Source organism: Burkholderia sp. FL-7-2-10-S1-D7, assembly GCF_001524185.1.
Taxonomy (GTDB): Bacteria; Pseudomonadota; Gammaproteobacteria; order Burkholderiales; family Burkholderiaceae; genus Burkholderia; species Burkholderia diffusa.
This window is the reverse complement of sequence record NZ_LOWY01000008.1, coordinates 26,473-52,182: the sequence shown is the minus strand read 5'-3', so window position 1 is coordinate 52,182 and position 25,710 is coordinate 26,473. Positions and strand designations below refer to the sequence as shown.

Annotated in this window: 19 protein-coding genes and 1 tRNA gene; 14 read left to right on the top strand and 6 right to left on the bottom strand. The window is 65.3% G+C overall.

Going from position 1 to position 25,710, the window contains the following annotated elements; translation table 11 throughout:
* The first annotated feature begins 13 nt into the window (after positions 1–13).
* The 8 genes from WS75_RS01275 to WS75_RS01230 all read left to right on the top strand — a co-directional run bounded on the left by WS75_RS01275 (position 14) and on the right by WS75_RS01230 (position 11,680).
* Positions 14–1,762: a putative bifunctional diguanylate cyclase/phosphodiesterase gene (locus WS75_RS01275; protein WP_082729460.1), complete on the top strand. Its 1,749-nt coding sequence runs from the start codon at positions 14–16 to the stop codon at positions 1,760–1,762.
* Between the two features lie 1,214 nt (positions 1,763–2,976).
* Positions 2,977–4,194, top strand: a complete 1,218-nt coding sequence (locus WS75_RS01265; protein WP_059678802.1) for an NAD(P)/FAD-dependent oxidoreductase — start codon at positions 2,977–2,979, stop codon at positions 4,192–4,194.
* Positions 4,195–4,298: 104 nt separating this feature from the next.
* A complete protein-coding gene (gene rpsU / locus WS75_RS01260) occupies positions 4,299–4,511 on the top strand; it encodes a 30S ribosomal protein S21 (protein WP_006479415.1) in 213 nt (70 codons plus the stop codon).
* Positions 4,512–4,696: 185 nt separating this feature from the next.
* Positions 4,697–5,143: a GatB/YqeY domain-containing protein gene (locus WS75_RS01255; RefSeq protein ID WP_059524656.1), complete on the top strand. Its 447-nt coding sequence runs from the start codon at positions 4,697–4,699 to the stop codon at positions 5,141–5,143.
* A gap of 72 nt (positions 5,144–5,215) precedes the next feature.
* Positions 5,216–7,093, top strand: coding sequence for a DNA primase (dnaG, locus tag WS75_RS01250; RefSeq protein ID WP_059678801.1), 1,878 nt, complete (start codon positions 5,216–5,218; stop codon positions 7,091–7,093).
* An 88-nt stretch (positions 7,094–7,181) separates the two neighbouring features.
* Positions 7,182–9,599 carry an RNA polymerase sigma factor RpoD gene (rpoD, locus tag WS75_RS01240; protein WP_082729459.1) on the top strand — a complete coding sequence of 806 codons (2,418 nt, stop codon included), beginning with the start codon at positions 7,182–7,184 and terminating at the stop codon, positions 9,597–9,599.
* Positions 9,600–9,737: 138 nt separating this feature from the next.
* A tRNA-Ile gene (locus WS75_RS01235) sits at positions 9,738–9,816 on the top strand.
* 313 nt (positions 9,817–10,129) lie between these two features.
* Positions 10,130–11,680: a phospholipase D family protein gene (locus WS75_RS01230; protein ID WP_059678799.1), complete on the top strand. Its 1,551-nt coding sequence runs from the start codon at positions 10,130–10,132 to the stop codon at positions 11,678–11,680.
* A gap of 138 nt (positions 11,681–11,818) precedes the next feature.
* Here WS75_RS01230 and WS75_RS01225 read toward each other — a convergent pair whose 3' ends face one another.
* The gene (locus WS75_RS01225; protein WP_059678798.1) at positions 11,819–13,651 is read right to left on the bottom strand and encodes a S53 family peptidase; all 1,833 of its coding nucleotides are present in this window, start codon (positions 13,649–13,651) and stop codon (positions 11,819–11,821) included.
* A gap of 535 nt (positions 13,652–14,186) precedes the next feature.
* Between WS75_RS01225 and WS75_RS34360 the strand changes: the two genes are divergently transcribed.
* Entirely contained in the window at positions 14,187–14,603 is a 417-nt protein-coding gene (locus WS75_RS34360) for a hypothetical protein (RefSeq protein WP_257129306.1), read from the top strand.
* 197 nt (positions 14,604–14,800) lie between these two features.
* On the opposite strand, the gene WS75_RS01215 is transcribed toward WS75_RS34360, so the two are convergent.
* From WS75_RS01215 to WS75_RS33205, 3 genes are all read right to left on the bottom strand, one after another.
* Positions 14,801–17,215: a mechanosensitive ion channel family protein gene (locus tag WS75_RS01215; protein ID WP_059678796.1), complete on the bottom strand. Its 2,415-nt coding sequence runs from the start codon at positions 17,213–17,215 to the stop codon at positions 14,801–14,803.
* A gap of 210 nt (positions 17,216–17,425) precedes the next feature.
* Positions 17,426–18,385: an LLM class oxidoreductase gene (locus WS75_RS01210; protein ID WP_059678917.1), complete on the bottom strand. Its 960-nt coding sequence runs from the start codon at positions 18,383–18,385 to the stop codon at positions 17,426–17,428.
* Positions 18,386–18,533: 148 nt separating this feature from the next.
* Positions 18,534–18,779 (bottom strand): hypothetical protein, encoded by a 246-nt coding sequence (locus WS75_RS33205; RefSeq protein ID WP_156429683.1) that lies wholly within the window; start codon positions 18,777–18,779, stop codon positions 18,534–18,536.
* Between the two features lie 867 nt (positions 18,780–19,646).
* On the opposite strand from WS75_RS33205, the gene WS75_RS01205 reads away from it, so the two are divergent.
* From WS75_RS01205 to WS75_RS01190, 4 genes are all read left to right on the top strand, one after another.
* The gene (locus WS75_RS01205; RefSeq protein ID WP_059678795.1) at positions 19,647–20,543 is read left to right on the top strand and encodes an NAD-dependent protein deacetylase; all 897 of its coding nucleotides are present in this window, start codon (positions 19,647–19,649) and stop codon (positions 20,541–20,543) included.
* Positions 20,540–21,181: a DUF938 domain-containing protein gene (locus tag WS75_RS01200; protein WP_059678794.1), complete on the top strand. Its 642-nt coding sequence runs from the start codon at positions 20,540–20,542 to the stop codon at positions 21,179–21,181. Before WS75_RS01205 ends, WS75_RS01200 begins: the two co-directional genes overlap by 4 nt.
* 97 nt (positions 21,182–21,278) lie before the next feature.
* Complete coding sequence (gndA, locus tag WS75_RS01195) at positions 21,279–22,691, top strand: NADP-dependent phosphogluconate dehydrogenase (protein WP_059678793.1); 1,413 nt, start codon at positions 21,279–21,281, stop codon at positions 22,689–22,691.
* Positions 22,692–22,891: 200 nt separating this feature from the next.
* Positions 22,892–23,236 (top strand): DUF4148 domain-containing protein, encoded by a 345-nt coding sequence (locus WS75_RS01190; RefSeq protein WP_059678792.1) that lies wholly within the window; start codon positions 22,892–22,894, stop codon positions 23,234–23,236.
* 114 nt (positions 23,237–23,350) lie between these two features.
* Here the strand turns inward: WS75_RS01190 and WS75_RS01185 are convergent, their stop codons facing one another.
* The gene (locus tag WS75_RS01185; RefSeq protein ID WP_006760526.1) at positions 23,351–23,671 is read right to left on the bottom strand and encodes a hypothetical protein; all 321 of its coding nucleotides are present in this window, start codon (positions 23,669–23,671) and stop codon (positions 23,351–23,353) included.
* A 424-nt stretch (positions 23,672–24,095) separates the two neighbouring features.
* On the opposite strand from WS75_RS01185, the gene WS75_RS01180 reads away from it, so the two are divergent.
* The gene (locus tag WS75_RS01180; RefSeq protein ID WP_059678791.1) at positions 24,096–24,830 is read left to right on the top strand and encodes a peptidoglycan DD-metalloendopeptidase family protein; all 735 of its coding nucleotides are present in this window, start codon (positions 24,096–24,098) and stop codon (positions 24,828–24,830) included.
* Positions 24,831–24,878: 48 nt separating this feature from the next.
* On the opposite strand, the gene WS75_RS01175 is transcribed toward WS75_RS01180, so the two are convergent.
* Positions 24,879–25,517, bottom strand: coding sequence for a Pr6Pr family membrane protein (locus WS75_RS01175; RefSeq protein WP_059678916.1), 639 nt, complete (start codon positions 25,515–25,517; stop codon positions 24,879–24,881).
* Between the last annotated feature and the right edge of the window lie 193 nt (positions 25,518–25,710).

Here is a 25,710-nt window from a genome sequence, read left to right as displayed (position 1 = left end):
GAAGCCGGATCCGATGAAGAAAACCACGTTCCCAGGAAGATCGTTTGATGCGTGGCGGCTGACTGGCGACGCGGTCGGCGGTTCGCGTTCGTCCGATGCGCGGGCGCTTCGGAGTGTCGAGCGTGCGGCGTGGCAGGTCCCGAATCCGATGTTTCTCTGCACCGCCGACGGGATGCTGAGCTGGGTCAATCGCGCGTTCGAAACCCTGACCGGTTATCCGGCTGCGATGCTGGTCGGCCGCTCGACCATTCAGGCGCTATTGGCCTCATCGGGCGGCTTGCTGTGCACCGCGAGCGTGACCGAACTGAATGGCGGGCGCTGGCGCGTGCATCGAGGCCCGGGCGATTGGCGGCCCGTGCGGGTCGATGTATCGCGACTCGACGACAGGCCGCCCCCGGATATCGATTCCACGCACGACGCGTGTGCAGTCGAAGAATATGTCGGCGTTCTGACCGCGTGCGCGGACGGCAGCCATTTGGATGGCGAGCGCTGGTACGCATTGAATTACGACGGCGCGATGAATTTGCCCAACCGCCGGCTGTTTGCCGAGCGGCTGGACCTGCGCATCGCGCGGGCACGCAGCGTTCGTGACCGCTTCAGTGTGGTGATGGTTGCGCTGTCCGGGCTCGAATCAATCCGCAATGTGCTCGGGCAGCCGGGGGTCGAGATCGTCGCGCAGGTGATCGGTGAACGCTTGCGGCAGCGCGTCCCACGCGCCCAGGCGTTTGCGTGCGTCGGTGAGGGCAAGTTCGCGCTCTTTAGTAATGACGCGTCGGTGGATTTGGGCGGCGAAATTGTCGCGCGTGCGCGCGAGCCGTTCGAGTTTGTCGGCGCCCATCTGCGCATTGCTGCCCACGCAGGCATCGCGACGTATCCCGACAACGGCGAAGACTCCGAAACGCTGATGCGTCGTGCCGAAGTTGCACTATCGTCCGCGCGTGACGCCGGCGCGAACGGTGTCTTGCATTTCTCCAGTGTGCTCGAAGTTCGCGCGGCGCGGCGCTTCGAACTCGAAGCGATGCTTGCCCGCGCGCTCGAGCGGCAGCAGTGCTGGCTTGTGTACCAGCCCCAGGTGACGCTCGCGACTGGCGAAATCGCGCAGGTCGAGGCGCTGATGCGCTGGAAGCATCCGACTCACGGCGAGATCAGCCCCGCGGAATTCATTCCGATCGCTGAACAGAGCGGGATGATCGACCAGATCGGCGAGTGGGTGATCCACACGGCGTGCCAGGAATTCGGCAAGCTGCGCCACGTCGTTAGGTACCTGCCGCGCGTGTGCGTGAACGTGTCGCCGCAGCAGTTCAAGCGCGGCAATCTGCTCGAGATCATCTGGGATGCACTGGGCCGTAGCGGGCTCCTTCCTGAGTGCCTCGAAATCGAGATCACCGAAGGTGTGCTGTTTGCCGATACGGAAGGCGCGCTGCAGACGATTCGTGCGATCCGTGAACTCGGCGTCGAGGTCGCGGTCGACGATTTCGGGACCGGGTATTCGAGCCTGTCCTATCTGACCCGCTTCCCGATCAACCGGGTCAAGATCGATCGTTCATTCGTGACGCCGCTGCCTGGTGACGCTGGAAGTGCGGAGCTCGTCAATGCCATCATCGCGATGGCGCATGCGCTGCACATGCGCGTAACGGCCGAAGGCGTCGAAACGGTTGAGCAGGCCAACCGGTTGCGCGAACTTGGATGCGACGAAGCACAGGGTTTCTGGTACTCGCGGCCCCATACAATGGCGTCGCTCCGGACCTTGCTGGCGAGCTGAGTGGTGTCGTGGCGCACGTATCGCGATCGCGGCCGGCGACGCGCCAGTTGCGCGGATTCGTCGAACGCGTTCGGTTGAGTGGTCGGGCGCGGAACGCCTCAAGCGTGGGCACGTCCGGTATTGGGTTGCCGCTTACGTAGGCGTATAGCGATCCTATCGATCATGCGTGCCCGGAAAAATCGCTGCCATTGCTTTACCCCAAAAATATCCAGCCCACAAACATATCGGAAATGAAATGTAGAGAAAAACAACGGCCCAGTGCAATAAAGAGTAAGTATCACGCTCCGGTATGGTTATTGGCGCAATAATAACGCTGACCAACCAGAGACACCAAATCCCAAGATGCCTCGTCGATAAATCATATCGCCACCCGACTAGCCTCTCAGCTTTCTCAAATAACAAACAGTCCAATACGTAAACGGAATCCAGAAAACTGCAACTAATATAAAAAGAGTTGCTTTCATTCAATATCCTGTCGAATCAGTGAAGATAGAAGTAGGCGGCGCCTAATGACGTGACGCGATCTGACGGGTCTGCCCAAGGTAGCCGAGTGTGAAAGAACCCAGATCATCAGCATGGGTCACCAGTCGACCAAGGGCGTCGTACTGGAAAGTCTCCGGCCCAGCACCCGCAACTGTTCGGATGCTCAATCTACCGAACTCGTCATACGCATAAGAGATCGTCGCGCTTGCGATCGGCGTGCTCTCCTGTTGCAGCTGGAGTGCGCCATAGGTCCCGATTGGCACGTAGCTATATTGCGTTGTGCCCGTGCCGTCACTCATTGATACGATTCGGAGGAAAGCCAAATTTCCTTCAGCCAGTTCGCTCGCATGTTCAACCACTGAGACTGGTCGCAGTGGTTTCGGCCCGAGGGGCACTTCGATTTAGCCAGCTGGTTTCAGCTGGAGATGAACAGCAGCCCGGCCGGCACGGTTCCGCTGGTGGGCTAGGATCGGCCGCTGATGAGGAAGTCGCTGGTGGAAGAGATCAGCCGCATTCAGGTTCTCCTGCAGATCAGTAAGGATGGGGGCCGTCGATTTGCGGTTGCGAGCCCCACTTGCGAACGAGCTGCGCCACCATCCAAGCGTTGCGTTGTCGGCCGTCGCATGTATCATTCGCCCTTCCTCAAGATAGCAATCAGTCGCCTACCTCTAAGTGACTGATAAATCTACAAATTTTCCTAACCTATGCAAAGTTCCTGAACAATCCGCGCCATGGAAACTTACGATATCGCCGTGATCGGCGCGGGCGCCGCCGGGATGATGAGCGCCGCGGTCGCCGGGCAACTCGGTCGCCGCGTGGTGCTGATCGACCACGCGCCGCGGCTCGCCGAGAAAATCCGCATCTCGGGCGGCGGCCGCTGCAACTTCACGAATCTGTATGCGGGCCCCGACAATTATCTGTCGTCGAATCCGCATTTCGCGCGCTCGGCGCTTGCGCGCTACACGCCGCGCGACTTCCTCGGGCTGCTCAAACGTCATCACGTCACCTGGCACGAAAAGCACAAGGGGCAGCTCTTTTGCGATCACGGCAGCGACGCGATCATCGACATGCTGAAGCACGAATGCGATGCGGGCGGGATTGCCTGGCGCCGGCCGGTGGCCGTCGACGCGGTGCGCCACGCGCCAGAGGGCTTCACGCTCGACACGCAGCAGGCGGGGCCGATCCGCGCACGCGCGCTGATCGTCGCGACCGGCGGCCTGTCGATCCCGAAGATCGGCGCGACCGACTTCGGCTACCGGCTCGCGAAGCAGTTCGGCCACAAGCTCGTCGATACGCGGCCCGCGCTTGTGCCGCTCACCTTTGCGCAGCAGGACTGGGAGCCGTTCGCGGCGCTGTCCGGCGTGTCGCTCGAAGTGCGCGTGTCGACCGGCGACAAGAAGCATGGCGGCGAATTCGTCGAGGACCTGCTGCTGACCCATCGGGGCCTGTCGGGCCCCGGCATCCTGCAGATTTCCAGCTACTGGAAATCCGGCGACCCGATCCGCATCGACCTGCTGCCGCAGCGCGACGTGGTGGCCGACCTGCTCGACGCGAAGCGTACGTCGAAGCGCCAGATCGGCTCGCTGCTCGCGGACTGGGTGCCGTCGCGCCTCGCTCACGTCTGGCTCGACACGCATCGCGTCGCGGCGGACGCGCGGCTCGCGGACCTGCCCGACAAGATGCTGCGTCAGATCGGCGATGCGCTGTCCGGCTGGACGCTGACGCCGAACGGCACCGAGGGCTACAAGAAGGCAGAGGTGACGAAGGGCGGCGTCGATACGCGCGAACTGTCGTCGGCGACGATGATGAGCGCGCGGGTGCCGGGGCTGTTCTTCATCGGCGAGGCGGTGGACGTGACGGGCTGGCTCGGCGGCTACAACTTCCAGTGGGCGTGGGCATCCGGCACGGCGGCCGGGCAGGCGGCGGCGGAGTTTGCGCGGGGCGCCTGACACGGCGGCGCGGGCCCCGTTGACGGGGGCCGGCCCTTATGTCTTTGCGCGGCGCTCTGCTATACTTGTCAATCTTCCCTGCAAACCTTTATTCGTGTCGGATCATGACGATCATTCGCGTTAAAGAAAACGAGCCGTTCGAAGTCGCCATGCGCCGCTTCAAGCGCACGATCGAGAAGAACGGTCTGCTGACCGAGCTTCGTGCGCGGGAGTTTTACGAGAAGCCGACCGCCGAGCGCAAGCGCAAGAAGGCTGCCGCGGTGAAGCGTCATTACAAGCGAATCCGCAGCCAGACGCTGCCGAAGAAGCTGTACTGAACGATTGAGCGCCGCGCGATTCACTGAGCGGCGCACCGGCGACCTCCGCACGATCGGCCTCGATCTGGGGCTGCGAGTCGCCGATGCCGGATTCGAGCAACCCGCTTGAGACTTAGTCCCAAGCGGGTTTTTGTGTTGACGCCCGTTCGCGGGCGTTGAAGTCACGTTTCCATCCCGGGTGCAAGATGAGTTTGAAAGAGCAGATCAGCGAAGACATGAAGGCCGCGATGCGCGCGAAGGAAAGCGAGCGTCTGGCGACGATTCGCCTGCTGATGGCCGCGATCAAGCAGCGCGAGGTCGATGATCGGGTGACCCTCGACGACGCGGGCATCACCGCCGTGATCGACAAGATGATCAAGCAGCGCAAGGACTCGATCAGCCAGTTCGAAGCCGCAGGCCGCGACGATCTCGTCGCGAAGGAACAGGCCGAGCTGACCGTGCTGGGCGCATACATGCCCGCGCAGTTGTCGGACGCCGAAGTGGCTGCCGAAGTCCAGGCCGCGGTCGCGGCAACGGGCGCGGCCGGCCCGCAGGACATGGGCAAGGTGATGGGCGTGCTGAAGGGCAAGCTTGCCGGCCGGGCGGACATGACGGCCGTTTCCGCGCAGGTCAAGGCCGCGCTGTCGAAGTAAAACCCGCATCCCGGCGCGCCGCATGCGCGTGCGCCGGGGCGTCGTATTGTCTATTTTTCGCTCGATCCCACGGTGATTCCGCATTCGTTCCTGCAGGATTTGCTGAACCGCGTCGATATCGTCGACGTGGTGGGCCGGTATGTGCAGCTCAAGAAGGGCGGCGCCAACTTCATGGGGTTGTGCCCGTTCCATAACGAGAAGAGCCCGTCGTTCACCGTCAGCCCGACCAAGCAGTTCTATCACTGCTTCGGCTGCGGCGCGCACGGCACGGCGATCGGTTTCCTGATGGAGCATGCGGGGCTCACGTTCCCGGAAGCCGTGCAGGAGCTCGCGCAATCGGTCGGACTGACCGTGCCGCACGAGCCGTCCATGCGCGGTGGTGGCGGAGGCGGTGCGGGTGGCGGTGACTATCCGGCGCCCGTGTCGAAATCGGTCGCGACCGCGCTGTCCGACGTGATGTCCACCGCGTGCGACTACTACCGCAAGCAATTGCGCGGCGCGACCGTCGCGATCCAGTATCTGAAGAACCGGGGCCTGACCGGCGAGATCGCCGCGCGCTTCGGGCTCGGCTATGCGCCGGACGGCTGGCAGAACCTCGAAACCGCGTTCCCGGACTACCGCGACGACTCGCTCGTCGAATCGGGGCTCGTGATCGTCAGCGAGAAAACCGATGCACAGGGCGTCGCGCGACGCTACGACCGGTTCCGCGAGCGGATCATGTTCCCGATCCGCAACGTGAAGGGGCAGGTGATCGGGTTCGGCGGCCGCGTGCTCGGCAGCGGTGAGCCGAAGTACCTGAATTCGCCCGAAACGCCGCTGTTCAACAAGGGTAGTGAGCTGTACGGGCTGTTCGAGGCGCGCCTTGCGATCCGCGAGCGCAAGTACGTGCTGGTCGTCGAAGGCTACATGGACGTCGTCGCGCTCGCGCAGCTCGGCTTCCCGAACGCGGTCGCGACGCTCGGCACGGCGTGCACGCCGATCCATGTGCAGAAGTTGCTGCGTCAGACCGACACGGTCATTTTCAGCTTCGACGGCGACTCGGCCGGCCGGCGTGCGGCGCGCCGCGCGCTCGAGGCGTGCCTGCCGCATGCGGCGGACAACCGGACGATCCGATTCCTTTTCCTGCCGTCCGAGCACGATCCGGACAGCTACGTACGCGAATTCGGCGCGGACGCGTTTTCCGAGCAGGTCGAGCGTGCGATGCCGTTGTCACAATTTCTGTTGAACGAAGCAATTGCCGGCAAGGCGCTCGACCAGCCGGAAGGTCGAGCGAAGGCGCTGTTCGACGCGAAGCCGCTGCTGCAGGCGCTGCCGGCGAACGCGTTGCGCGCGCAGATCATGCACATGTTCGCCGACCGGCTCGATATCCCGTTCGAGGAAGTCGCGGCGTTGTCGGATGTCGATGCGCGCATCGCGGCGCCGGCCCGCCAGGCGCCGGCGCGCAGCGAGCGGCGGCGTGTGACGGACAGCGAAAAGCGCGCGTTGCGTACGCTCGTGATGCATCCGCGGATCGCGTCGCAACTCGACGACGAACAGCTTGCGACCCTGCGTGCGCTGCCGCGGATCGGCGAGCTGTTCGCCGAAGTCGTCGAGCATGCGCGTGCGCTGGGCGACGGCGCGGAGTTCCGGCTGCTGTCGGATGTCCTGCGGACGTCCTCGAACGGCGCGACTTACGAGGAAATCTTCCGCGAAATTCTGGACTATGATGAAAACGTCCGCGATTTGCTGTTACAGAATCCGGAAGACGAGACGGTGCCCGAGCGGCAGCGTGAACAGGAACGGATCGCGGGGGAGGAACTGCAGGCCGCGGTGCTCAAGATGCGCTATGACGCCTGCTGCGACCGGCTTGACCGGCTTGCGCGGCAGTCCACCTTCACACCCGAGGAACTGGCGGAATTGACGGAATTGAACCAGCAGCGAACCGACATGAAGCGTCGGCTCGGGCTGTAGGCGGCCGGGGCGCCAAGAGAGGGCTCCCCAGCGTGCTATAATATAAGGTTTCCAGCGGTTTGTTTTCTAAGCAGAGGCGAGATTCGCGATGGCAAAGACGACAGGCGGAAAGAAAGCAACAGGCAAGGGCTCGACGGAGCCGACCACGAAGGTCACAGCGGCCAAGTCTGCTTCTTCCACCAGGACAGTGTCTTCAGCCACGTCAGCCCCTGCAGGAAAGAAAACCGCGGCCGGCACTGCTCAGGCTGCGCCGGCGCCGGCAGCCAAAACACGGGCTGCCGCCAGACCCGACTCCGGGCCGGCCAAGCCGGCGGCGAAGCGGGCAAGTGCGAAAAGCGCAAGGGACACGACTGCCGCCGCGGACGAAACGGCAGTACGTACTACTCATGCACCCACGGTTCAACCGGCTGTCGTCCAGCAGCCGCGAGTCGATATAGCCGGTACGGCGAACTCCATGACCAAAAAGCTGAACGAAGTATCCGTCGATGACGACGCAAATCAGAGCGACGAGCAGCCCGCAGCCGCGGCTGCCCCGGGCAAATCCAAGGTGCGCGATCGTCGCGCCAAGGAAAAGGCGCTGCTGAAGGAAGCGTTCGCGACGAGCACGCCCGGCACGGCCGAGGAGCTCGAAGAGCGCCGCGTGAAGCTGCGCGCGCTGATCAAGCTCGGCAAGGAGCGCGGCTTCCTCACGTATGCCGAAATCAACGACCACCTGCCGGACAACTTCACCGAGACCGAAGCCCTCGAAGGCATCATCGGCACGTTCAACGACATGGGCGTGGCGGTTTACGAGCAGGCGCCGGACGCGGAAACGCTGCTCCTGAACGACAACGCGCCGGCCGCGTCGTCGGACGATGAAGTCGAGGAAGAAGCGGAAGTCGCGCTGTCGACCGTCGATTCGGAATTCGGCCGCACGACCGATCCGGTCCGGATGTACATGCGCGAGATGGGCACGGTCGAGCTGCTCACGCGCGAAGGCGAAATCGAGATCGCGAAGCGGATCGAGGACGGCCTGCGCCACATGGTGATGGCGATTTCCGCGTGCCCGACGACGATCGCCGACATCCTCGCGATGGCCGAGCGCGTCGCGAACGAAGAGATCCGCGTCGACGAACTCGTCGACGGCCTGCTCGATCCGAATGCTTCGGACTCCGCCGATACGGACGGTTTCTCGGCGAAGGAAGCCGAAGCGATCGAGAACGAGGACGAGGAAGCCGAAGAGGAAGAGGAAGAAGAGGAAGAAGAGGACGATGACGGTGCCGCCCAGGCAACCGCCAACGCCGCCCAGCTCGAAGCCCTCAAGCGCGCATCGCTCGAAAAGTTCGCGCAGATCAGCGAGTGGTTCGACAAGATGCGCCGCGCGTTCGAGAAGGAAGGCTACAAGTCGAAGTCCTACCTGAAGGCGCAGGAAACGATCCAGACCGAACTGATGACGATCCGCTTCACCGCGCGTACCGTCGAGCGTCTGTGCGACACGCTGCGTGCGCAAGTGGACGAAGTGCGTCAGGTCGAGCGCCAGATTCTGCACATCGTCGTCGACAAGTGCGGCATGCCGCGTTCGGAATTCATCGCGCGCTTCCCCGGCAGCGAGACGGATCTCGACTGGGCCGAGAAGATCGCGGCTGAAGGTCATTCGTACAGCGCAGTCCTGTCGCGCAACATCCCGGCGATCCGCGAACAGCAGCAACGTCTGCTCGACCTGCAGGCGCGCGTCGTGCTGCCGCTGAAGGACCTGAAGGAAACCAACCGCCAGATGGCGGCCGGCGAACTGAAGGCGCGTCAGGCGAAGCGTGAAATGACCGAGGCGAACCTGCGTCTCGTGATTTCGATCGCGAAGAAGTACACGAACCGCGGCCTGCAGTTCCTCGACCTGATCCAGGAAGGCAACATCGGCCTGATGAAGGCGGTGGACAAGTTCGAATACCGTCGCGGCTACAAGTTCTCGACCTATGCGACGTGGTGGATTCGCCAGGCCATCACGCGTTCGATCGCGGACCAGGCGCGCACGATCCGTATTCCGGTTCACATGATCGAAACGATCAACAAGATGAACCGCATCTCGCGGCAGATCCTGCAGGAAACCGGTCTCGAGCCGGATCCGGCAACGCTCGCCGAGAAGATGGAGATGCCGGAAGACAAGATCCGCAAGATCATGAAGATCGCGAAGGAGCCGATCTCGATGGAAACGCCGATCGGCGACGACGACGATTCCCATCTCGGCGACTTCATCGAGGACAACAACACGGTCGCGCCGGCGGATGCCGCGCTGCATGCAAGCATGCGCGACGTCGTGAAGGACGTGCTCGATTCGCTGACGCCGCGCGAGGCGAAGGTGTTGCGGATGCGTTTCGGTATCGAGATGAGCACCGATCACACGCTCGAGGAAGTCGGCAAGCAGTTCGACGTCACCCGCGAGCGGATCCGTCAGATCGAGGCCAAGGCGCTGCGCAAGCTGCGTCACCCGAGCCGTTCCGACAAGCTGAAGTCGTTCCTCGAAGGGAACTGATTTCCAGCGTCTGACTTGCGAACGCCGCCGGTATCCGCGTGATGCCGGTGGCGTTTGTCCTCATTAGCGTCTTTGTTGTTACAATGCCGGCCCGGCTTCGTTGCCGGAGTGGCGTGTAGCACACGTTGCTTCTTGTCTGGGCCCCTAGCTCATGCTTGGTTAGAGCAGCGAACTCATAATTCGTTGGTGCCGGGTTCGACTCCCGGGGGGCCCACCAGATTCGCTTCCAAGGCTATCCAAGGAAGTTTCGAAACCCGCGACGCCGCAAGGCTTCGCGGGTTTTTCTTTTGCGCGCCGCCTGAATGTGTCGAGCGTGTTGAATGCGTTTACGCCGGCGTCGCGTGTCGCATCGCCGCCACCGGGAAAACGCGCGGAGCGTGCCGTCCCGATATCAATCGAAGTATGCTGTAGCGCGGTCGGCGCGCACGATCGAGAATCGTCGAGCGCGCGAACCGCAGGCCAGCGCCGCGTTCCGTCCGGCAGCCAGAACAAACACAAACAGACTTCGCCCGACAGTGGGGGCGGCCATCATGATCATGTTGCGTTCGTGGAGTGCGATTCTGTCGTTGCTGATGCTTGCCGCGTGCGCCAGCCTGCCGCCGCAGGCCGGTCGCGCGCCAACGCACGCATTTACCGATACGGAAACCACGCGCCTCGGCGTCGCGTTCCGTCAGCAGGCCACCGCCCATCCGGGGCAGGACGCGTTTCATCTGCTGCGCGATCCCGTCGATGCGCTCGATGCGCGCGTGCTGCTCGCCGATCGCGCGGACCGCTCGCTGGACCTTCAGTACTACATCTGGCACGACGACCTGACCGGACACGAGCTCGCGGACGCGATCATCCGTGCGGCCGATCGCGGGGTTCGCGTGCGCGCGCTGCTCGACGATCTCGGGACGAATGCGGACGACCAGAAGCTGCTCGAGATCAGTTCGCATCCGAACATCGAGATCCGGCTCTTCAATCCGGTCGCCACACGCCACTTCAAGAAGATCGGCACGGTGCTCGAATTCTCGCGCGTCAACCGGCGCATGCACAACAAGGCGATGATCGCGGACAACCAGGCCGCGATCGTCGGCGGCCGCAATATCGGAGACGAATATTTCGGCGCGTCGTCGATGCTGGAGTTCGGCGATCTCGATGTGGTCGTGCACGGCCCCGTCGTGAACGACATCTCGACCGAATTCGATACGTTCTGGAATTCGCCGTATGCGTATCCGATCGATGCGCTGGTCGGGCACGACGCGGCGCCGGGCGGCCTCGACCGGGAGCGCGAACGGTTGCGCGATTACCTGCGCACGATGGAGGACAATCCGTACGTGCTCGAGGCGCGACACCGGCTCGACGAGATCGTGCACGGGCAGGGCACCGAGCTGTCCTGGGGGCAGGCGACGGTCCTGTACGACGATCCGGCGAAGATCGCACGCTCGCCGAAGGACAGCGACGGGCACCTGATGCCGCAACTGCGCGCACTCGCGTTGCGGCCCGAGCAGGAACTGCTGATCGTGTCGCCGTACTTCGTGCCGGGCAAGGATATGGTCGAACGGCTGCACGCGCTCACGGCACGCGGCGTGCGCGTGACGATCCTGACCAACTCGCTCGCATCGACCGACGTCGCGGCCGTGCATGCCGGCTACCGGCGCTATCGGCGTGCGCTGCTGGAGGCCGGCGTGAGGCTTTACGAACGGCGGCCGTCCGGCGACAAGAGCATCTCGAAGCAGGTCATCATCGGCTCGTCGCGTGCTTCGCTGCATGCGAAGACCTATGTGTTCGATCGCAAAAGCATCTTCATCGGTTCGATGAATCTCGATCCGCGCTCGCTGAATCTCAATACCGAGATCGGTGTTTACTGCGAGAGCCCGGCGATTGCGTCGGAAGTTGCGGCGGACCTGGAGCCGCGGCTCGATCGAATCGCGTGGCGAGTCGAATCGAGGATCGACCCGGCCGGGAAGGGGCAGCTCAAGTGGATTCAGACTGACGCGGACGGGAAAGTGACCGAACTCGATCACGAGCCGGAAGTATCGGCGGCGCGGCGCGTGGAAGTGTGGTTTCTGGGCTTGTTTCCGATCGAATCGCAGCTGTGATTTCGCTGGCCCGCTGCGACCGCGGGCGGCGTGTGCCGACGCGCAGCGTCGATCCGGGGCTGTGCGCGCACTGGCGCTGATGCGGCTCCGGGCGCGCAAAACGACCCGCACCCGGAAACCGCACCATTCATCGCGCGATCAGCGCGCGAAATCGGACGTGCTCTGGATGAACGTGTTCAGCTTCGAGATGTTCACGCTGCCGAAGCCCGTCGTCGCGTCCCAGCCGGCCTTCGCCTTGTGGCCGTACGTGCCGCTGCCGTTGTTGCCGGACGTCACGTCGTGCACCAGCGCCGCATTGCTCGGAAAGTACTTGTAGATGCTCGACGCCGGGAATCCGAGCGCGTTGTTGTTGGCCGATTGCAGCCGCGCCCAGATGCCGGTGAAGATCGGCGCGGCGAGGCTCGTGCCGCCTTCGTTGTTCAGGTAGCCGGAGCCCCACAGCGTGTCGGACGTCTGGCCGTTCACCACGAGGATCGCGCCGGTGCGCAGGTCGGCGTCGAAGCCGACGTCCGGCAGTGCGCGCTTGGTCGACCCGGTGAGGCTCGACGATTGCCACGACGGCGCGGCTTCGTACTTGCTGTAGCCGCCGCCTGTCGACCATACGGTGCCCGGCTGCCAGCTCGGATCGTTCCACACGATTTCGCTGTTGTATGCGTTGGTCGACGTGTTGGTGAATAGGGTCGTGCCGCCGACCGCGATCACGTACGGCGACGTCGCGGGCTCGCTCACCGTGTAGGTCGAGCGCGACGGCGTGCCGCTCGCGCATTCGTATGCGCCGTGGTCGCCGGCCGATACGGAGAAGGTCTGACCTTGCGCGACGGCCTGCTTGAAGATGGTGTCGTCGGTCGCCTGCGAGCCGGTGCTGTACGCGGACGATTCGCACACGCCGAGCGACACGTTGATGACCTTCGCGACATTGTCGCTCACCGCCTTGTTGTACGCGGCGGTGATCGCGGTGAGCGACATCGACGGCGCCACGTAGAACACGACCTGCTTCACGCTGCCGCCGGCGGCGCCGACGATAGACTGGCTGTCGAGGTTCCATTCGACGGTGCCGGACGTATCGGTGTACGAACTACCTGACGGACCTGTCTGCACGACGCTGCTGCTGATCGTGCCGAGGCCGTTGTTGGCGGCGAACGTATTGAGGTCGCTGACCGTCTGCGACAGGTCGCCTTCGGAGATGATGCCGACGGTGGTTTGTGAGGCCGTCGGCGTGCCGTCGCCGCCATAGAGCGACGAGAATTCCGTCGGGTTGTGCGGCACCGCCGATGCGCCTGCCGGAATCGTCAGGTTGCTGGTGTTGCCTTGCGGTTTGCTGCCCGCGCCGGTATGCATGAGCTCGACGTTCTGCAGCCCCAGCACGGCACCGACGATGCCTGAGATTGCGTTCGGCACCTGCGCGGCATCGGTGTTCGCGTAAACGCTTCGGCCGTTGCGCGTGAAGCGCTTGAGCGTCGTGCGGAACGCCGATTTGACCGTGGCCGCGGTGCCCGACGCGGACACGAGCAGGCGGTTCGGCGCGACCACGATGTTGACGAAGCCGGCCTGGTGCAGGTGCGCGACGACGGCGGCAACCTGCTGATCGGTCGGCGCGTATTGCGCGGCGAACTGCGCCGACGTGAGGAACTGCTTGTAGTGCGGCGAGCCGGGTGTATGCAGATCGTGCAGGTACTGGTCGAGTTGCGCTTCGTTGCGCAGGTTCAGCCCGAGCGCGATGTCGACCGATTCACCGGGCGCCATCTCGGTGGCAGCCGCGGCAGCGGCGGCGGTACTGGCAGCCGGCGCACCGGCGGTACTGCTGCTTTCACCTTGCTGGACGAGCGGCAGGAATCCCTTGGTGCGCGTTTCCGTCCAGCCGGCGGCCGGTGCGGCATGGGCGGCCATGCCGAACGAAGCGGCTGCTGCGGCGGCGAGGGCGAGCTTGACGATGCGGCTGTGCTTTTGTTTCTTGTCTGCAACCTGATTCATTTTGAATTACCCCTCCGGTTGAACATCGAACTGCACGAACAACAACGGTCGACGGCGGCGCGGATCGTGCGCCGCCGATATCCGCCGCGCTCGCGCGGATGGCGCGGACGCGACGGGGCCTTTCGCCCGACCCGGATGGGTGGTGATCCTCCGGGGGGCGAAATGCTGGAATGCTCGGTAAGGGAGGCGCTGCGCCGCGATGCGGCCCGGCCGCGCCGGCAGGCCTGATGCAGGCAAGCTAGAGCAACAGTTTCGGTATCCTGCTCATCTGGTTCGGTCCTTCGGCCTGCTGCCGGACGGCAGTTGCCCAATGAATGCATCGGGATGTTGCATGCGCCGACGGAAGAAGCGACGGTCGGCGGCGAGAACTTCGGTGCGGCGGAAGCGAGATGCGTTGAGCGGGAACGATTGCGTGTCTGCAGTTCGTCGGATTGCTTGCATCGGACGGTATCAAGAACGAAAGTTCGCTGTCAAACTTTTTCTGATTATATGAAACAAAGTTAAATGGAATTAGATGAAATTATTTTGAAAAGTCATGGGGTGTTTTGTAATTTTCAAACCAGAAACAGGATGCAATTGCGGATCCGTCCTTCGGATAATTCGCGATTCGATTCGTAATGCACGTACCGTATTCGAGAAATCATTCGAATCTCCCGTGCGCGTCTTCCGTCACGGAATGCAGGGTTTGACGCGCGTCGGGCGCGTCCGGCGAATCAACCTGATCGGATCGACGGCTCGTCGCGAGAACGGGGTGGGGCGACGCGTCGTGATGGATCGCATCGCGCGGCAAAGCGACCGGATGACACAACGTGTCGACGATTGGCGCGGCGACGACCAGTTGCGCGCGATGAGTCCGTTCGGCCAGTTGACGGTATTCCACCTCGTGCCGCGTTCCACGCTGCAACTGCTCGATCGGGATCGTTCTAACGGTGAAGGTGCCGCGCGCTGCTGATGGCGACCATTGCAGATCGGACTGGCATGTGCAGCGTGGCGCATCGGGCGGCGAGCGGGCCGCGCCGGCGAACGCGGCGCAGCGCGTTCAGCGCGCGATGAAAACCGCCGCGCATCGAGCGCGGCTATCGGTCGTTCGATGGCGCCGGCACAGGCACGGCGCGACGCGCGGTGGCCGGCCCAGCGGCATCCGCACGATCAGTCCGGCTTGCGATCCGGGGCAGCGCGCGGTGGCGGTTCGGCGGCCGGCTTGCCGGCAGTAGGGCCGCCATTCTCATCGTTCTCGGGCGCCACGGGCCGCGAACCGTCTTCATACGCGACGACGCTGCGCTGCGGATTCGCGATCCGGATTCCGCGTTCGCGGAACCGCACCGCGATACGCCGGTTGAATTCGCGCTGCACGCCCCAGCGCGCCGAGTCCTTGCACTGGATCTGTCCGGCCAGCGCGATCGTCGCGCCGTCGACCTGGTCGATGCCCCAGTAGCTGAAATCCGACAGGATGCCGTCCTTGTAATTCGGATCGTCGCGCAATGCGGCGCCGATCTCCTTCAGCGTCTCGATCGCGCGATCGATGTCCTGGCCGTACGCGATGCTGACCTTGACGGCCGCGTTGCCGAGCCCGCGATTCGTGTTGTTGACGGTCGTGACGGAACTGAACGGGATCGTGTACAGCGACCCGTCGCCCGCGCGCAGCCGCACGGTGCGGATCGACAGGTATTCGACCGTGCCGGACACGCCGGCGAGCGTGACCCAGTCTCCCACCTGCATCGCGTTCTCCATCAGCAGGAAGATCCCGGTGATGAAGTCCTGCACGAGCTTCTGCGAGCCGAAGCCGAGCGCGACGCCGAAGATGCTGGCGCCGGCGAGCAGCGGACCGATGTTCACGCCGATTTCGCTGAGGCCCGTCAGCACGACGACGAGCGCGATCATGATGAACAGCAGCGAACGCAGCATCGGCAGCAGCGTGCGCAACCGCGCGGCGCGCACAAGGTTGCCTTCGTGTGTCCACTGCTGCAGGCGGCGCTCGATCGCGATGTTCGCGGTTTCCCATACGATCAGCGCGACGACGGCCGCGATCGCGATCGTGATCAGCGCCGACGCGAGCCGATGGCCGATCGTGCCGGTCTGGAACGCGTGGAAGATCGGCACGCCCCAGATCTGCAGCAGCAGCACGACGGTCACGACGGCGATCACCGCCGACACGATCTGGCGCACCAGCGGGTAGTAGCGGTACGCGTGCAGGTGGACCAGCGTGCGATCGTCGTCGCGGCGCTGGAACAGTCGAGCGAGCGCACCCAACACGACGATCGACACGATCCGCATGCCGATCATCGCGGCGATCGAGCGGCCGCCGAGCGTGATCAGCACGCGGTAGCCGTTGTGGACGTCGAGCGCCCACACGAACCACAGCGCCATCACGACGAATACCGAAACGGGCGCCCACGCGTCGGCGAGCGCGTTGCCGATCATCGCGAAGGCCGGCCGATCGTCGCCGGCCGCGCGGATGCGGGCGGCAACCGGCTGGCGGCACCGGAGAATCAGCGCCGAGATCATCAAGTGGCCGACGAGCGCGACGGCTTTCAGCAGCGCGACGTGACCGGCGTCGCTGAGGCCGAAGCTCGCGGCGATCTCGACCGCGGCCGTGCAGGCGCCGACGACGATCACGATCCGCGCGATCGAGCGCTGCGCGATCGCGGCCCATGCGTCGCTGACGTGCAGCAGCCGCAATTGCCGCGCATCGGGCTGGAAGAACAGCCGGCTGACAATCGTCACGAGGCGGCAGATCACGTAGATGTCGATCAGCGATTCGAGTGCGGTTTCGGTCGGTGTGCCGTCGCCGTCGAGCACCGACATCGTCAGGCTCGCGACGCCGACGAACACCACCAGCGGCACCACGCGCAGCGCGAGGCTGACCAGCGCGCGCGGCATCCGGCGCAGCAGCGTGGTGTGGCGCCGCGCATGGCCACGGCCTTGCGACGACGTTTCGGGTGCGCCCGTGCCGTCGGCGCTGGCGTCGTCCGGCCCGGCTGGCTCGGGCTCGGCCCGACGCGACGATTCGGCACGACGCGTGCCCAGGGCGGCCAGCGCGCGCCGCAGGAGCCGCTTCGCGAACCATTCGACGACGAACGCGGGCACGAGCACGGCGAGGATGACCAGGATCGCGCGCGTGAGGTCCGCGCGTTCGTCGGTTCGCACCAGCCGCTCGTGCCACCAGCGGCCGACGGAGCCGACATCGAGCAGCGAGCGCAGCGATTCGTTCAGCGCGGCGCCGATTTCGCCGGCCCAACGTGCCCCCTGCCGGACGAGCATCGACGCGAGCCCGTTCGTCGTGAGCGCGGCTGGGGTGGCCGATGCCGCGCTGGCCGGTGTCGCGGCGCTCGCCGGAAGCGCGGGCGTGCTCAACACGCCGACGGCCGCGATCGCGCGCAACGTCGTTTCGACCTGTTCGCGCTCGCGAGGATTTTGCAGGACGGAGAGGGCCTGCTGCGCCTGTTGCGGCGTCAAAGCGGGCACGGCGCCGGAGGCCGCCGATGGGGCGGCTGGTGCAGGGGTAGCCGCGTGGGCAATCGATACGACGGCGGCGAGCAGCCAGCCGAGCAGGAAATGTCGCATGGGGAGGCTTGCGGGCGCTCATCGAAATGTGGCCCGCCGGTCTGGACGATGGACGGAAGTTAACATGATCGCGAACGGACCCGAATAGTTCCGTCGACGAATAGTCGCTTGCGACGTGCCGGGTCGGGAACGAAACGTGCTCGCCGGCACATCGATTCGGTGCAAACCACGGCTGCGGCTACATTCGGTAAACTCCGGATTCCTGATGAATCAGCCCTGCTCGTCGTGAAAGATCGGCAGCACGTATTCGGCGATTTCCTCGATGACCTCGCGCACGGGCCGGTCCGAGCCGGGATTCAGCGTGACGTGGTGCGTGCCGGCTGCGCGCATGTCCTGCAAGATCCCGATCAACGCATTCCGTCCGGTCGCGTAGCCGAGCGACAGCGCGCGGGCCGGCGCATCGCGATTCGCATCGAGATCGAGCCGCATCGACACGCCGAACGCGCGAAAGCCCGGTTGAGTGAGCCGGTCGACGGCCGCGCGCCACATCGAATAACGAGAACGCTGCGTGTCCGGATCGCGGTGGTACGTCATCCAGCCGATCGCGTTTCGTGCGATCCAGTCGACGCTCTGTCCGCCCGAGCCGACCGCGAGCATCGGCACCGCGGCATCGCCGCGCGGCAGCAGCGTGAAGTCGGGCGCGTCCGGCGGTGTTTCGTCGGGCAGCACGCGGGACGGCACGCCGAGCGCGGCCGCAACGACGTCCCAATGCCGGCGATACCGGTCGCGCCGCGTTTGAGCATCGACGCCGAACGCCGCATATTCGGGCGGCCGGTCGCCGGAGCCGAGACCGAGGATGAAGCGTCCGCCGGACAGCGTCGCGACCGACAGCGCGCCTTTCGCGATATGCAACGGATGACGCAGCGGCAGCACGATCGCGCCGCTGGCGAGCACGATCCGGCGCGTGCGCGACGCGAGCGCGCCGAGCAGCACCCACGGATCGAGGTGCCCGACCGGGTCGGGATAGTCGGCGCTGTTCAGCGGTACGTCGCGAATCCACAGTGCGCGAAAGCCGAGTGAATCGGCCCGCGCCGCGAGTTCGAGCTGCTCGTTGAAATCGGCGACGGTCCGGCCGCTGCGCAGCAGCGGCAGCGTCAGGCCGATCGACAGCCGCTCGGCCAAGAAGATGCGCTGCGCGACGTCGGCGCGGCCGGAGGCGGGCAGGGGCATGTCCATTCCTTGAAGACGGGGCGAAGCGGGCGCGCTCCGTACGGTGTTCGCATGCTAGCGTGTTTGCGCGACGCTTGCGACGCGCCGCGAGCGATTCACGGCGGCATCGGCGGCTCCGGCATGATCGGCGCTTTCGGTCATCGGGCAATCAATCGGCATCAACGCGCTTCGGCAAGTAATGCTCGGTCTTGTGGCGCGCGGTGCTGTTCGTGTTCGGCGGCGGCGCTCGCACGAGCGAGGCGACGCACGCCGATATCGGCAAGCGCGCCGAGGAGCCGGGCGTCACGGCGGACATCCGCAATCGGTTGCCTCGGATCACGTGCGCGTTCGATCGCGCATGCGCGGCCAGGGGCAGGCGATCGTAAGCGCATCGTCGGGTGTCGTGCAGGTGCATACGTCTCGCCCGCGTACACGTCACATTCGTGCAACACCTGCGCCGCGCTCGTCCGCCGATTGCGCGGGCCGTTTCCGGTTGTTTCACTTTCGAAACGTTCACGCATTTCTGTTGCCGCACGATCCGCTTCGGGGTCACTTCACCGGCCGCGCCGCCTTGCGCCGCGAAGCATGGTGCACTCCTTGCATATCTGTGTGTGCCGTGAGCGCGATCGCCGGCGCAGTGGAGGGCCGGCCATCGCTTCAGTGGGTCGGACGCATCGAAGACGGGGACAAGAGAATGAGAACAGACCGAATCGCAACGTGTCGTGTTGCAAAAATGAATCGCCGACCTGCCCGTGAATTCGCTTCGCCGTTGATTGCGGTGACATGAGCGTGCGGCTTTTCGTTCCATCCGAACAATCCGGGTTCGTTCCGAACGACGACGTGCAGGCGTGACGCACCAGGCCGACCGGTGCCAGTCGGCCTTCGGGGATGAACCGCCGAGCACGTGGATGGGCAATCAATCATGAGATATGGATCGTCATGCCGACGCGCGAAACGCACGCGTGCCGAGCGCGACGCATGCGTGTGCCTGCCGCACGCACCGCCGCGCGGCGATCCGCCCGACATCGGGAAATCGAAGGTGTAGTCCAGGGGAAAGGTCCGCCGGCGGCGCCGCGGTGGATCCGACGACATTGTGCTGTCAGTTGATCCACTACCCCGATGGATCAATTGTTGAAGCGCCCATCGCCATGTGGTCGATGGGCGTCTTTTTTTGCTGCGCCGGTGTTGCGCGGGCCGCCAGCCCGATCGCCCGGCGTTCTGTATCATGTGCTGGCGCGCTGGCCGCACGGCTTGCCACCGCGCCTGATCACGCGCCGCCAACATGAACGACATCGCCTCGCCCGACCCCTCATCCGCCAGCATCGATCCGGCCGCGCTCGATGCGCTGCACGCGTTCGTCGAGCGCCATCCGCGGCTGCTCGTGCTGACCGGTGCAGGCATCAGCACGGATTCCGGCATTCCCGGCTATCGCGACCGCAACGGTCAATGGATGCGCTCGCCGCCGATCCAGCTCCACGAATTCCTCGGTTCCGACACCGCGCGCCGCCGCTACTGGGCGCGCAGCATGATCGGCTGGCCGGTGGTGGGCCGTGCGCGGCCGAACCGCTCGCATGTCGCGCTTGCGCGGCTCGGCGGCACCGGCCGGATCGAGCGCCTCGTCACGCAGAACGTCGACGGGCTGCACCAGCGTGCAGGCAGCGGCGACGTGATCGAACTGCATGGCGGCATCAACGGCGTCACGTGCCTCGATTGCGGCGCGCATCACGCGCGCGCGACGATCCAGACTGTGCTCGAAACGGACAACCCCGAGCTGCTGGGCGCGCAGGCGGAACCCGCCGCCGACGGTGACGCGCACCTCGAATGGGCCGCGCTCGACACGTTCCGCATCCCGGCCTGCCCGGCCTGCGGCGGGTTGCTGAAGCCGGCGGTGGTGTTCTTCGGCGAGAACGTGCCGCGCGAACGCGTCGCGCTGGCGTCGCAGGCGCTCGATGCGGCCGATGCGCTGCTCGTCGTCGGCTCGTCGCTGATGGTGTATTCCGGCTACCGGTTCTGCGTGTGGGCCCAGGCGCAGAACAAGCCCGTCGCCGCGTTGAACCTCGGCCATACGCGCGCCGATCCGATGCTGACGCTGAAGGTCGAGGCGCGTTGCGCGCCCGCGCTCGACGCGCTGAACGCGCGGCTGGGCGTCGCCGGCGGCGCGCCGGAGCACGCATCGTGACGGGGCCGACGTCCTCGCCCGATCCGTCCGCGCGGCTGTCGGCGCCGGCGGCCGAGCGCAATCGCGGGCCGATCCTCGATGTGCTGCGTCGCGTGCTGCCGGCCAGCGGCGATGTGCTGGAGATCGCGAGCGGCACCGGGCAGCATGCGGTCCATTTCGCGCAGGCGCTGCCGGCGCTGCGCTGGCAGCCGAGCGATCCTGACGCACAGGCGCGCCGCTCGATCGCCGCGTGGGTCGCGCATGCCGGCCTCGCGAACCTGGCCGAGCCGCTGGCGTTCGACGTGCGCGATGCGTCGTGGCCGGCCGCGGCGTTCGACGCGATCGTCTGCATCAACATGATCCACATCTCGCCGTGGGCCTGCACCGACGCACTGTTCGCCGGCGCGTCGCGCGTGCTGCGTCCGGGCGGCGTGCTGTTCCTGTACGGCCCGTATCGCCGCGAAGGCCGGCATACGGCGCCGTCCAACGAAGCGTTCGATCAGCAGTTGCGCAGCCGCGACCCGTCGTGGGGCGTTCGCGATCTCGAGGCGGTCGTCGCGCTCGGCCTCGACCGCGGGCTCGACTGCATCGAGGTCGTCGAGATGCCGGCGAACAACCTGAGCGTCGTGTTCAGGCGCCTGCCGCACGCGGAGCAATGACACGCAAGCGCGCATCGCAGCCGGGTTTCCACTATCCTTTCGCCTGTGCGCGCGGCCCTGTTCGGGTCGCGCCCTGTTTTTTCCGGAGAATTGACTAATGGGCAAACAAGCAATCGGTGTGATCGGGCTCGCGGTGATGGGGCGCAATCTCGCACTCAATATCGAGAGCCGCGGTTACGCGGTTTCGGTGTACAACCGCAGCCGCGAGAAAACCGACGAACTGATCGCCGAATTCCCCGGCCGTAATCTGGTACCGACCTATACGCTCGAAGAGTTCGTCGCGTCGCTCGAGACGCCGCGCCGGATCCTGATGATGGTGAAGTCGGGCGAAGCGACCGATGCGACGATCGCATCGCTCAAGCCGCTGCTCGAGAAGGGCGACGTGCTGATCGACGGCGGGAATACGCACTTCACGGACACGATCCGCCGCAACCAGGAGCTCGCGCAATCGGGCCTGCACTTCATTGGCACCGGCGTATCCGGCGGCGAAGAGGGCGCGCTGCGCGGCCCGTCGATCATGCCCGGCGGCCAGCGCGACGCGTACGACCTGGTCGAGCCGATCCTCAAGCAGATCGCCGCGAAGGCCCCGTCGGACGGCGAGCCGTGCGTCGCGTACATGGGTCCGGACGGTGCGGGCCACTACGTGAAGATGGTCCACAACGGCATCGAATACGGCGACATGCAGCTGATCGCCGAGAGCTATGCCGTGCTGAAGGACGTCGCGGGCCTGACCAACGACGAACTCGGCGCGGTCTACACCGAGTGGAATCAGGGCGAGCTCGACAGCTATCTGATCGAGATCACGTCGAAGATCTTCGGCAAGAAGGACGAAGAAACCGGCAAGCACCTCGTCGACGTGATCCTCGATCGCGCCGCGCAGAAGGGTACCGGCAAGTGGACGAGCCAGAACGCGCTGGATCTTGGCGTGCCGCTGCCGCTGATCACCGAGTCGGTGTTCGCGCGCGTGCTGTCGTCGCTGAAGACGGAGCGCGTCGCGGCCAGCAAGATCCTGTCGGGCCCGGCCGCCGCGTCGTTCGACGGCGATCGCGCCGCGTTCGTCGAAGCGGTGCGCCGCGCGCTGTACCTGAGCAAGGTGATCTCGTACGCGCAGGGCTTCGCGCAACTGCGCATGGCGTCCGAAGAGTATGGCTGGAACCTCGATCTCGGGACGATCGCGAAGATCTTCCGTGCGGGCTGCATCATCCGCGCGCGATTCCTGCAGAAGATCACCGACGCGTACGCGAAGGATCCGGCGCTCGCGAACCTGCTGCTCGACCCGTATTTCAAGGACATCGCCGCGAATTACCAGGCGTCGCTGCGCGACGTCGTGGTGGCCGCCGTAAAGGCAGGCGTGCCGGTGCCGGCGTTCGCGTCGGCGGTCGCGTACTTCGACAGCTACCGTTCCGAGCGGCTGCCGGCGAACCTTGTGCAGGCGCAGCGCGACTTCTTCGGCGCCCATACGTTCGAGCGTACCGACCGGCCGGGCAGCTTCCACGCGAACTGGTCGTAACCGGCTGGCGAGGACGGTATTGTTGCGAAATTCTATTCTTTGAGTAGGGTTTTTCGTTCCCGGATCCCGGAATTGTTGGCTCCGAGGAAACAGTGTTTTCGTTGTTTCATGGTTTTCCCTAGGTGATCTCGGGACTAAACTTTGTTCAATCGCTGCAGACATGGTGTGTGCGGCGGAGCAAAAAAATCCCGGAGGTAATCATGAAATCGCTGATCGCAACGTTCGCTGCTGCTGCTGTCCTCGCCGTTCCTGCCGTCTCGTTCGCCCAACAGAACGCCCCCGTCACCCGTGCGCAGGTGAAGGCCGAACTGGCCCAGCTGCAACAGGCCGGCTACAAGCTGGGCAGCGACCGCACCGACTACCCGGCAAGCATCCAGGCCGCTGAAGCCCGTGTGAACCCGCAACAGAACGTGGCCGCTGCCGATACGAGCGGCTACGGTGCGCAACCGGCCGCCCAGCAGGAATCGGGCGCTCCGGCGGTCGCCAAGACCGGCTGGCAGGTCAAGCGCGTGTCGGATGGCGCACCGATCTACAAGGGTCGTTAATCGTCATCGATCGCCGGCCGCATGTGCGGCCTGATGCGACCCCACGCAGTACCCGCAGCCCGTCGTTCCGCATCACGGAACGACGGGCTGTTTTCATTGGTGGCGCCCGTCGTGTCAATGCAGCGGCCGTGGTCCGCGGCCGATGTCCCGGAACAGCGCGTCGGCCGGCTCCAGCGCCTGCAGCCAGGCCTCGTCGTAGCCGCTCAGCGTGTCGAGCGCGTCGCGCAGCCGCTCGATCGCGAGTACCGGCAGCTCGACGCTGTGCCGGGTGGCGCCGCTCAGGTGCGCGACGCTCGCCAGTTGGACGAGTGCGTCCGCTGCTTCGGCGACGTCCGTCGCGAACAACAGGTGCCGGTTGAGCAATTCGACGAGGCCGCTGGAACCGGCGAAATCCTCGGCGTTGAGCTGCACGGACAGAAACGTCGCATTGTTCATGGTTTTCTCCTCGTTATCGCTGGATCGTGCGGTGCACCTCCGAGTATAGGAGGCGGCCGGCAGCGGGGCGGCAGTCATCGGTGGGACACGGCTGGCGGCGGCGGAACGGTGGTCTGAAGCCTCCGGACGCCCCGCGCGATGCGGCTCGCGGCCCGCCGGCACGCGTCGGGGAAACCGCAAGACTGTTGCCGGATCGGCGCCTGCCGCGGTCCTGTCGACGACAGATGGTATCTTTGACGGCCGGGGCGATACGAAAATGGCGCGAAAAAGGGGCCGATGAGCCCGTTCGCGCCGACGTCCCGCCGTGGAAACTGACGGCCGCGAGAGCGGTCGGATACTGGTTGGTCCGGCCGCCTGGCCGGACATCGTGCGTCGCACGCCGGAGGGCGGTGGGCGGCGCCACGACGCAAATCCGGGAGGACCCTTGAGAAATACGATTCCGATCCACGATGCGCTGGCGCGCTGGTTGCCGCAGGCGGCGCTCGTCGCCGCGGCCGCCATGCTGACGGGCTGTACGATGACGCCGTGGACCGACAACTGGCAGCCGGTACGACCGTCGACGCCGGCGTCGGTCGCCACGCCGGGCGTGATTGCCGGCTATTACCGCGTGAATCCGGGCGACACGCTCGCCAGCGTCGCCACCGCCTATGGGCAGCGCGTTCAGGACGTGGCCATCTGGAACCACATGTCGCCGAATGACGCCCTGTCGCCCGGCCAGGTGCTGCGCGTCGCGCCGCCGCCTGCCTCGACCTCGTTCGGGCAGGCGCCCGCCGCGGCCGCACAACCGGGCTCGCTGGCCTGGCCGGCCACGGGCATGGTCGCCGCGCCATTCGTGGTCGGCAAGACGCGCGGCATCGTGATCGCTGCGACCGGGCCCGACCGTTCGGTGCGGGCCGCGGCAAACGGGCGCGTGGTCTATGCCGGGTCTGGCGTCAAGGCATACGGCCCGCTCGTGATCCTGAAGCACGACAACGGGCTCATCACGGCCTACGGGCACAACGGCAAGCTGCTCGTCAACGAAGGCGACGCAGTGCGTGCGGGCCAACCGGTCGCCGAGATGGGCACCGACGCGAGCGGTCGCGCGACGTTCGACTTCGAAGTCCGGCAGAACGGCAAGGTCGTCGATCCGATGAACTTCCTGCCGCGCAACGGCGGCTGACGCGCCGCGTCACGACGTGTGCGCCGCGCGGCGCACACGTTCCCGTCTTCACCCTTCCTTGAATTCCGCGGTGCCGGACTGCCTCGCACGATTGCCGAGCCAGCGAATGCCCAGCGCGAGTCCCGCCGCGCCGAGCGCGATCAGCGAACACTGGAGCGCGACCGGCAGGTACCCGTGCGGCCGCGGATCGACGAACGGGTAGGGATACCAGTTCTCCAGCGCGCCGCGCACGAGCGTATAGCCGAGATAGACGACCGGAAAGCCGAGCCACGCGAACATACTGCGCCACGCGATCGGCGAGCGCGGTTCCACGTACAGCCAGTCGCACAGCACCACGAGCGGCACGATCCGGTGCAGGACCCAGTTGTTGAGGGCCGGCGTGACGTGGCGCAACGCATCGAGCCGGGCGAGCAGCAGTTCGTAGACGATCGCGGTGATCAGCATGTAGAGCACGGCGGCGCCGCGCATCGATTCGTAGCGCGCCGAGCCGGGACGCGTGACACGCGACAGCCCCACGATCAGCATGGCCGAGGCATAGAGGCTGCTCAGTTGCGTGAAGTAGCTGAGGTAGTTGCCGAGATGGAAGGCAGGCATGCCCCAGTAGCCTGCGACGCTGTGCAGCGTGGTCGACACCGCGAGCAACGCGGCGATCAGCCGGTAGGCCGCAACGAAGAACGCTTTACTCATGATGCCCGCGCAACGTCGCACCAAAGCTTAATCCTGCCACAGCCGCGGGCCCGCGCGATTCGGACTTTCCATATGCGGGCCAGCGGACGGGCCGCGCGGATTCCTCGGATATTTGATCCGGCCGCACAACGTCGGTCGCCCGTGAGGCTACAATCGGGGCAACCGCCGGGGTGCCGTCAGCCGCGGCGTATGT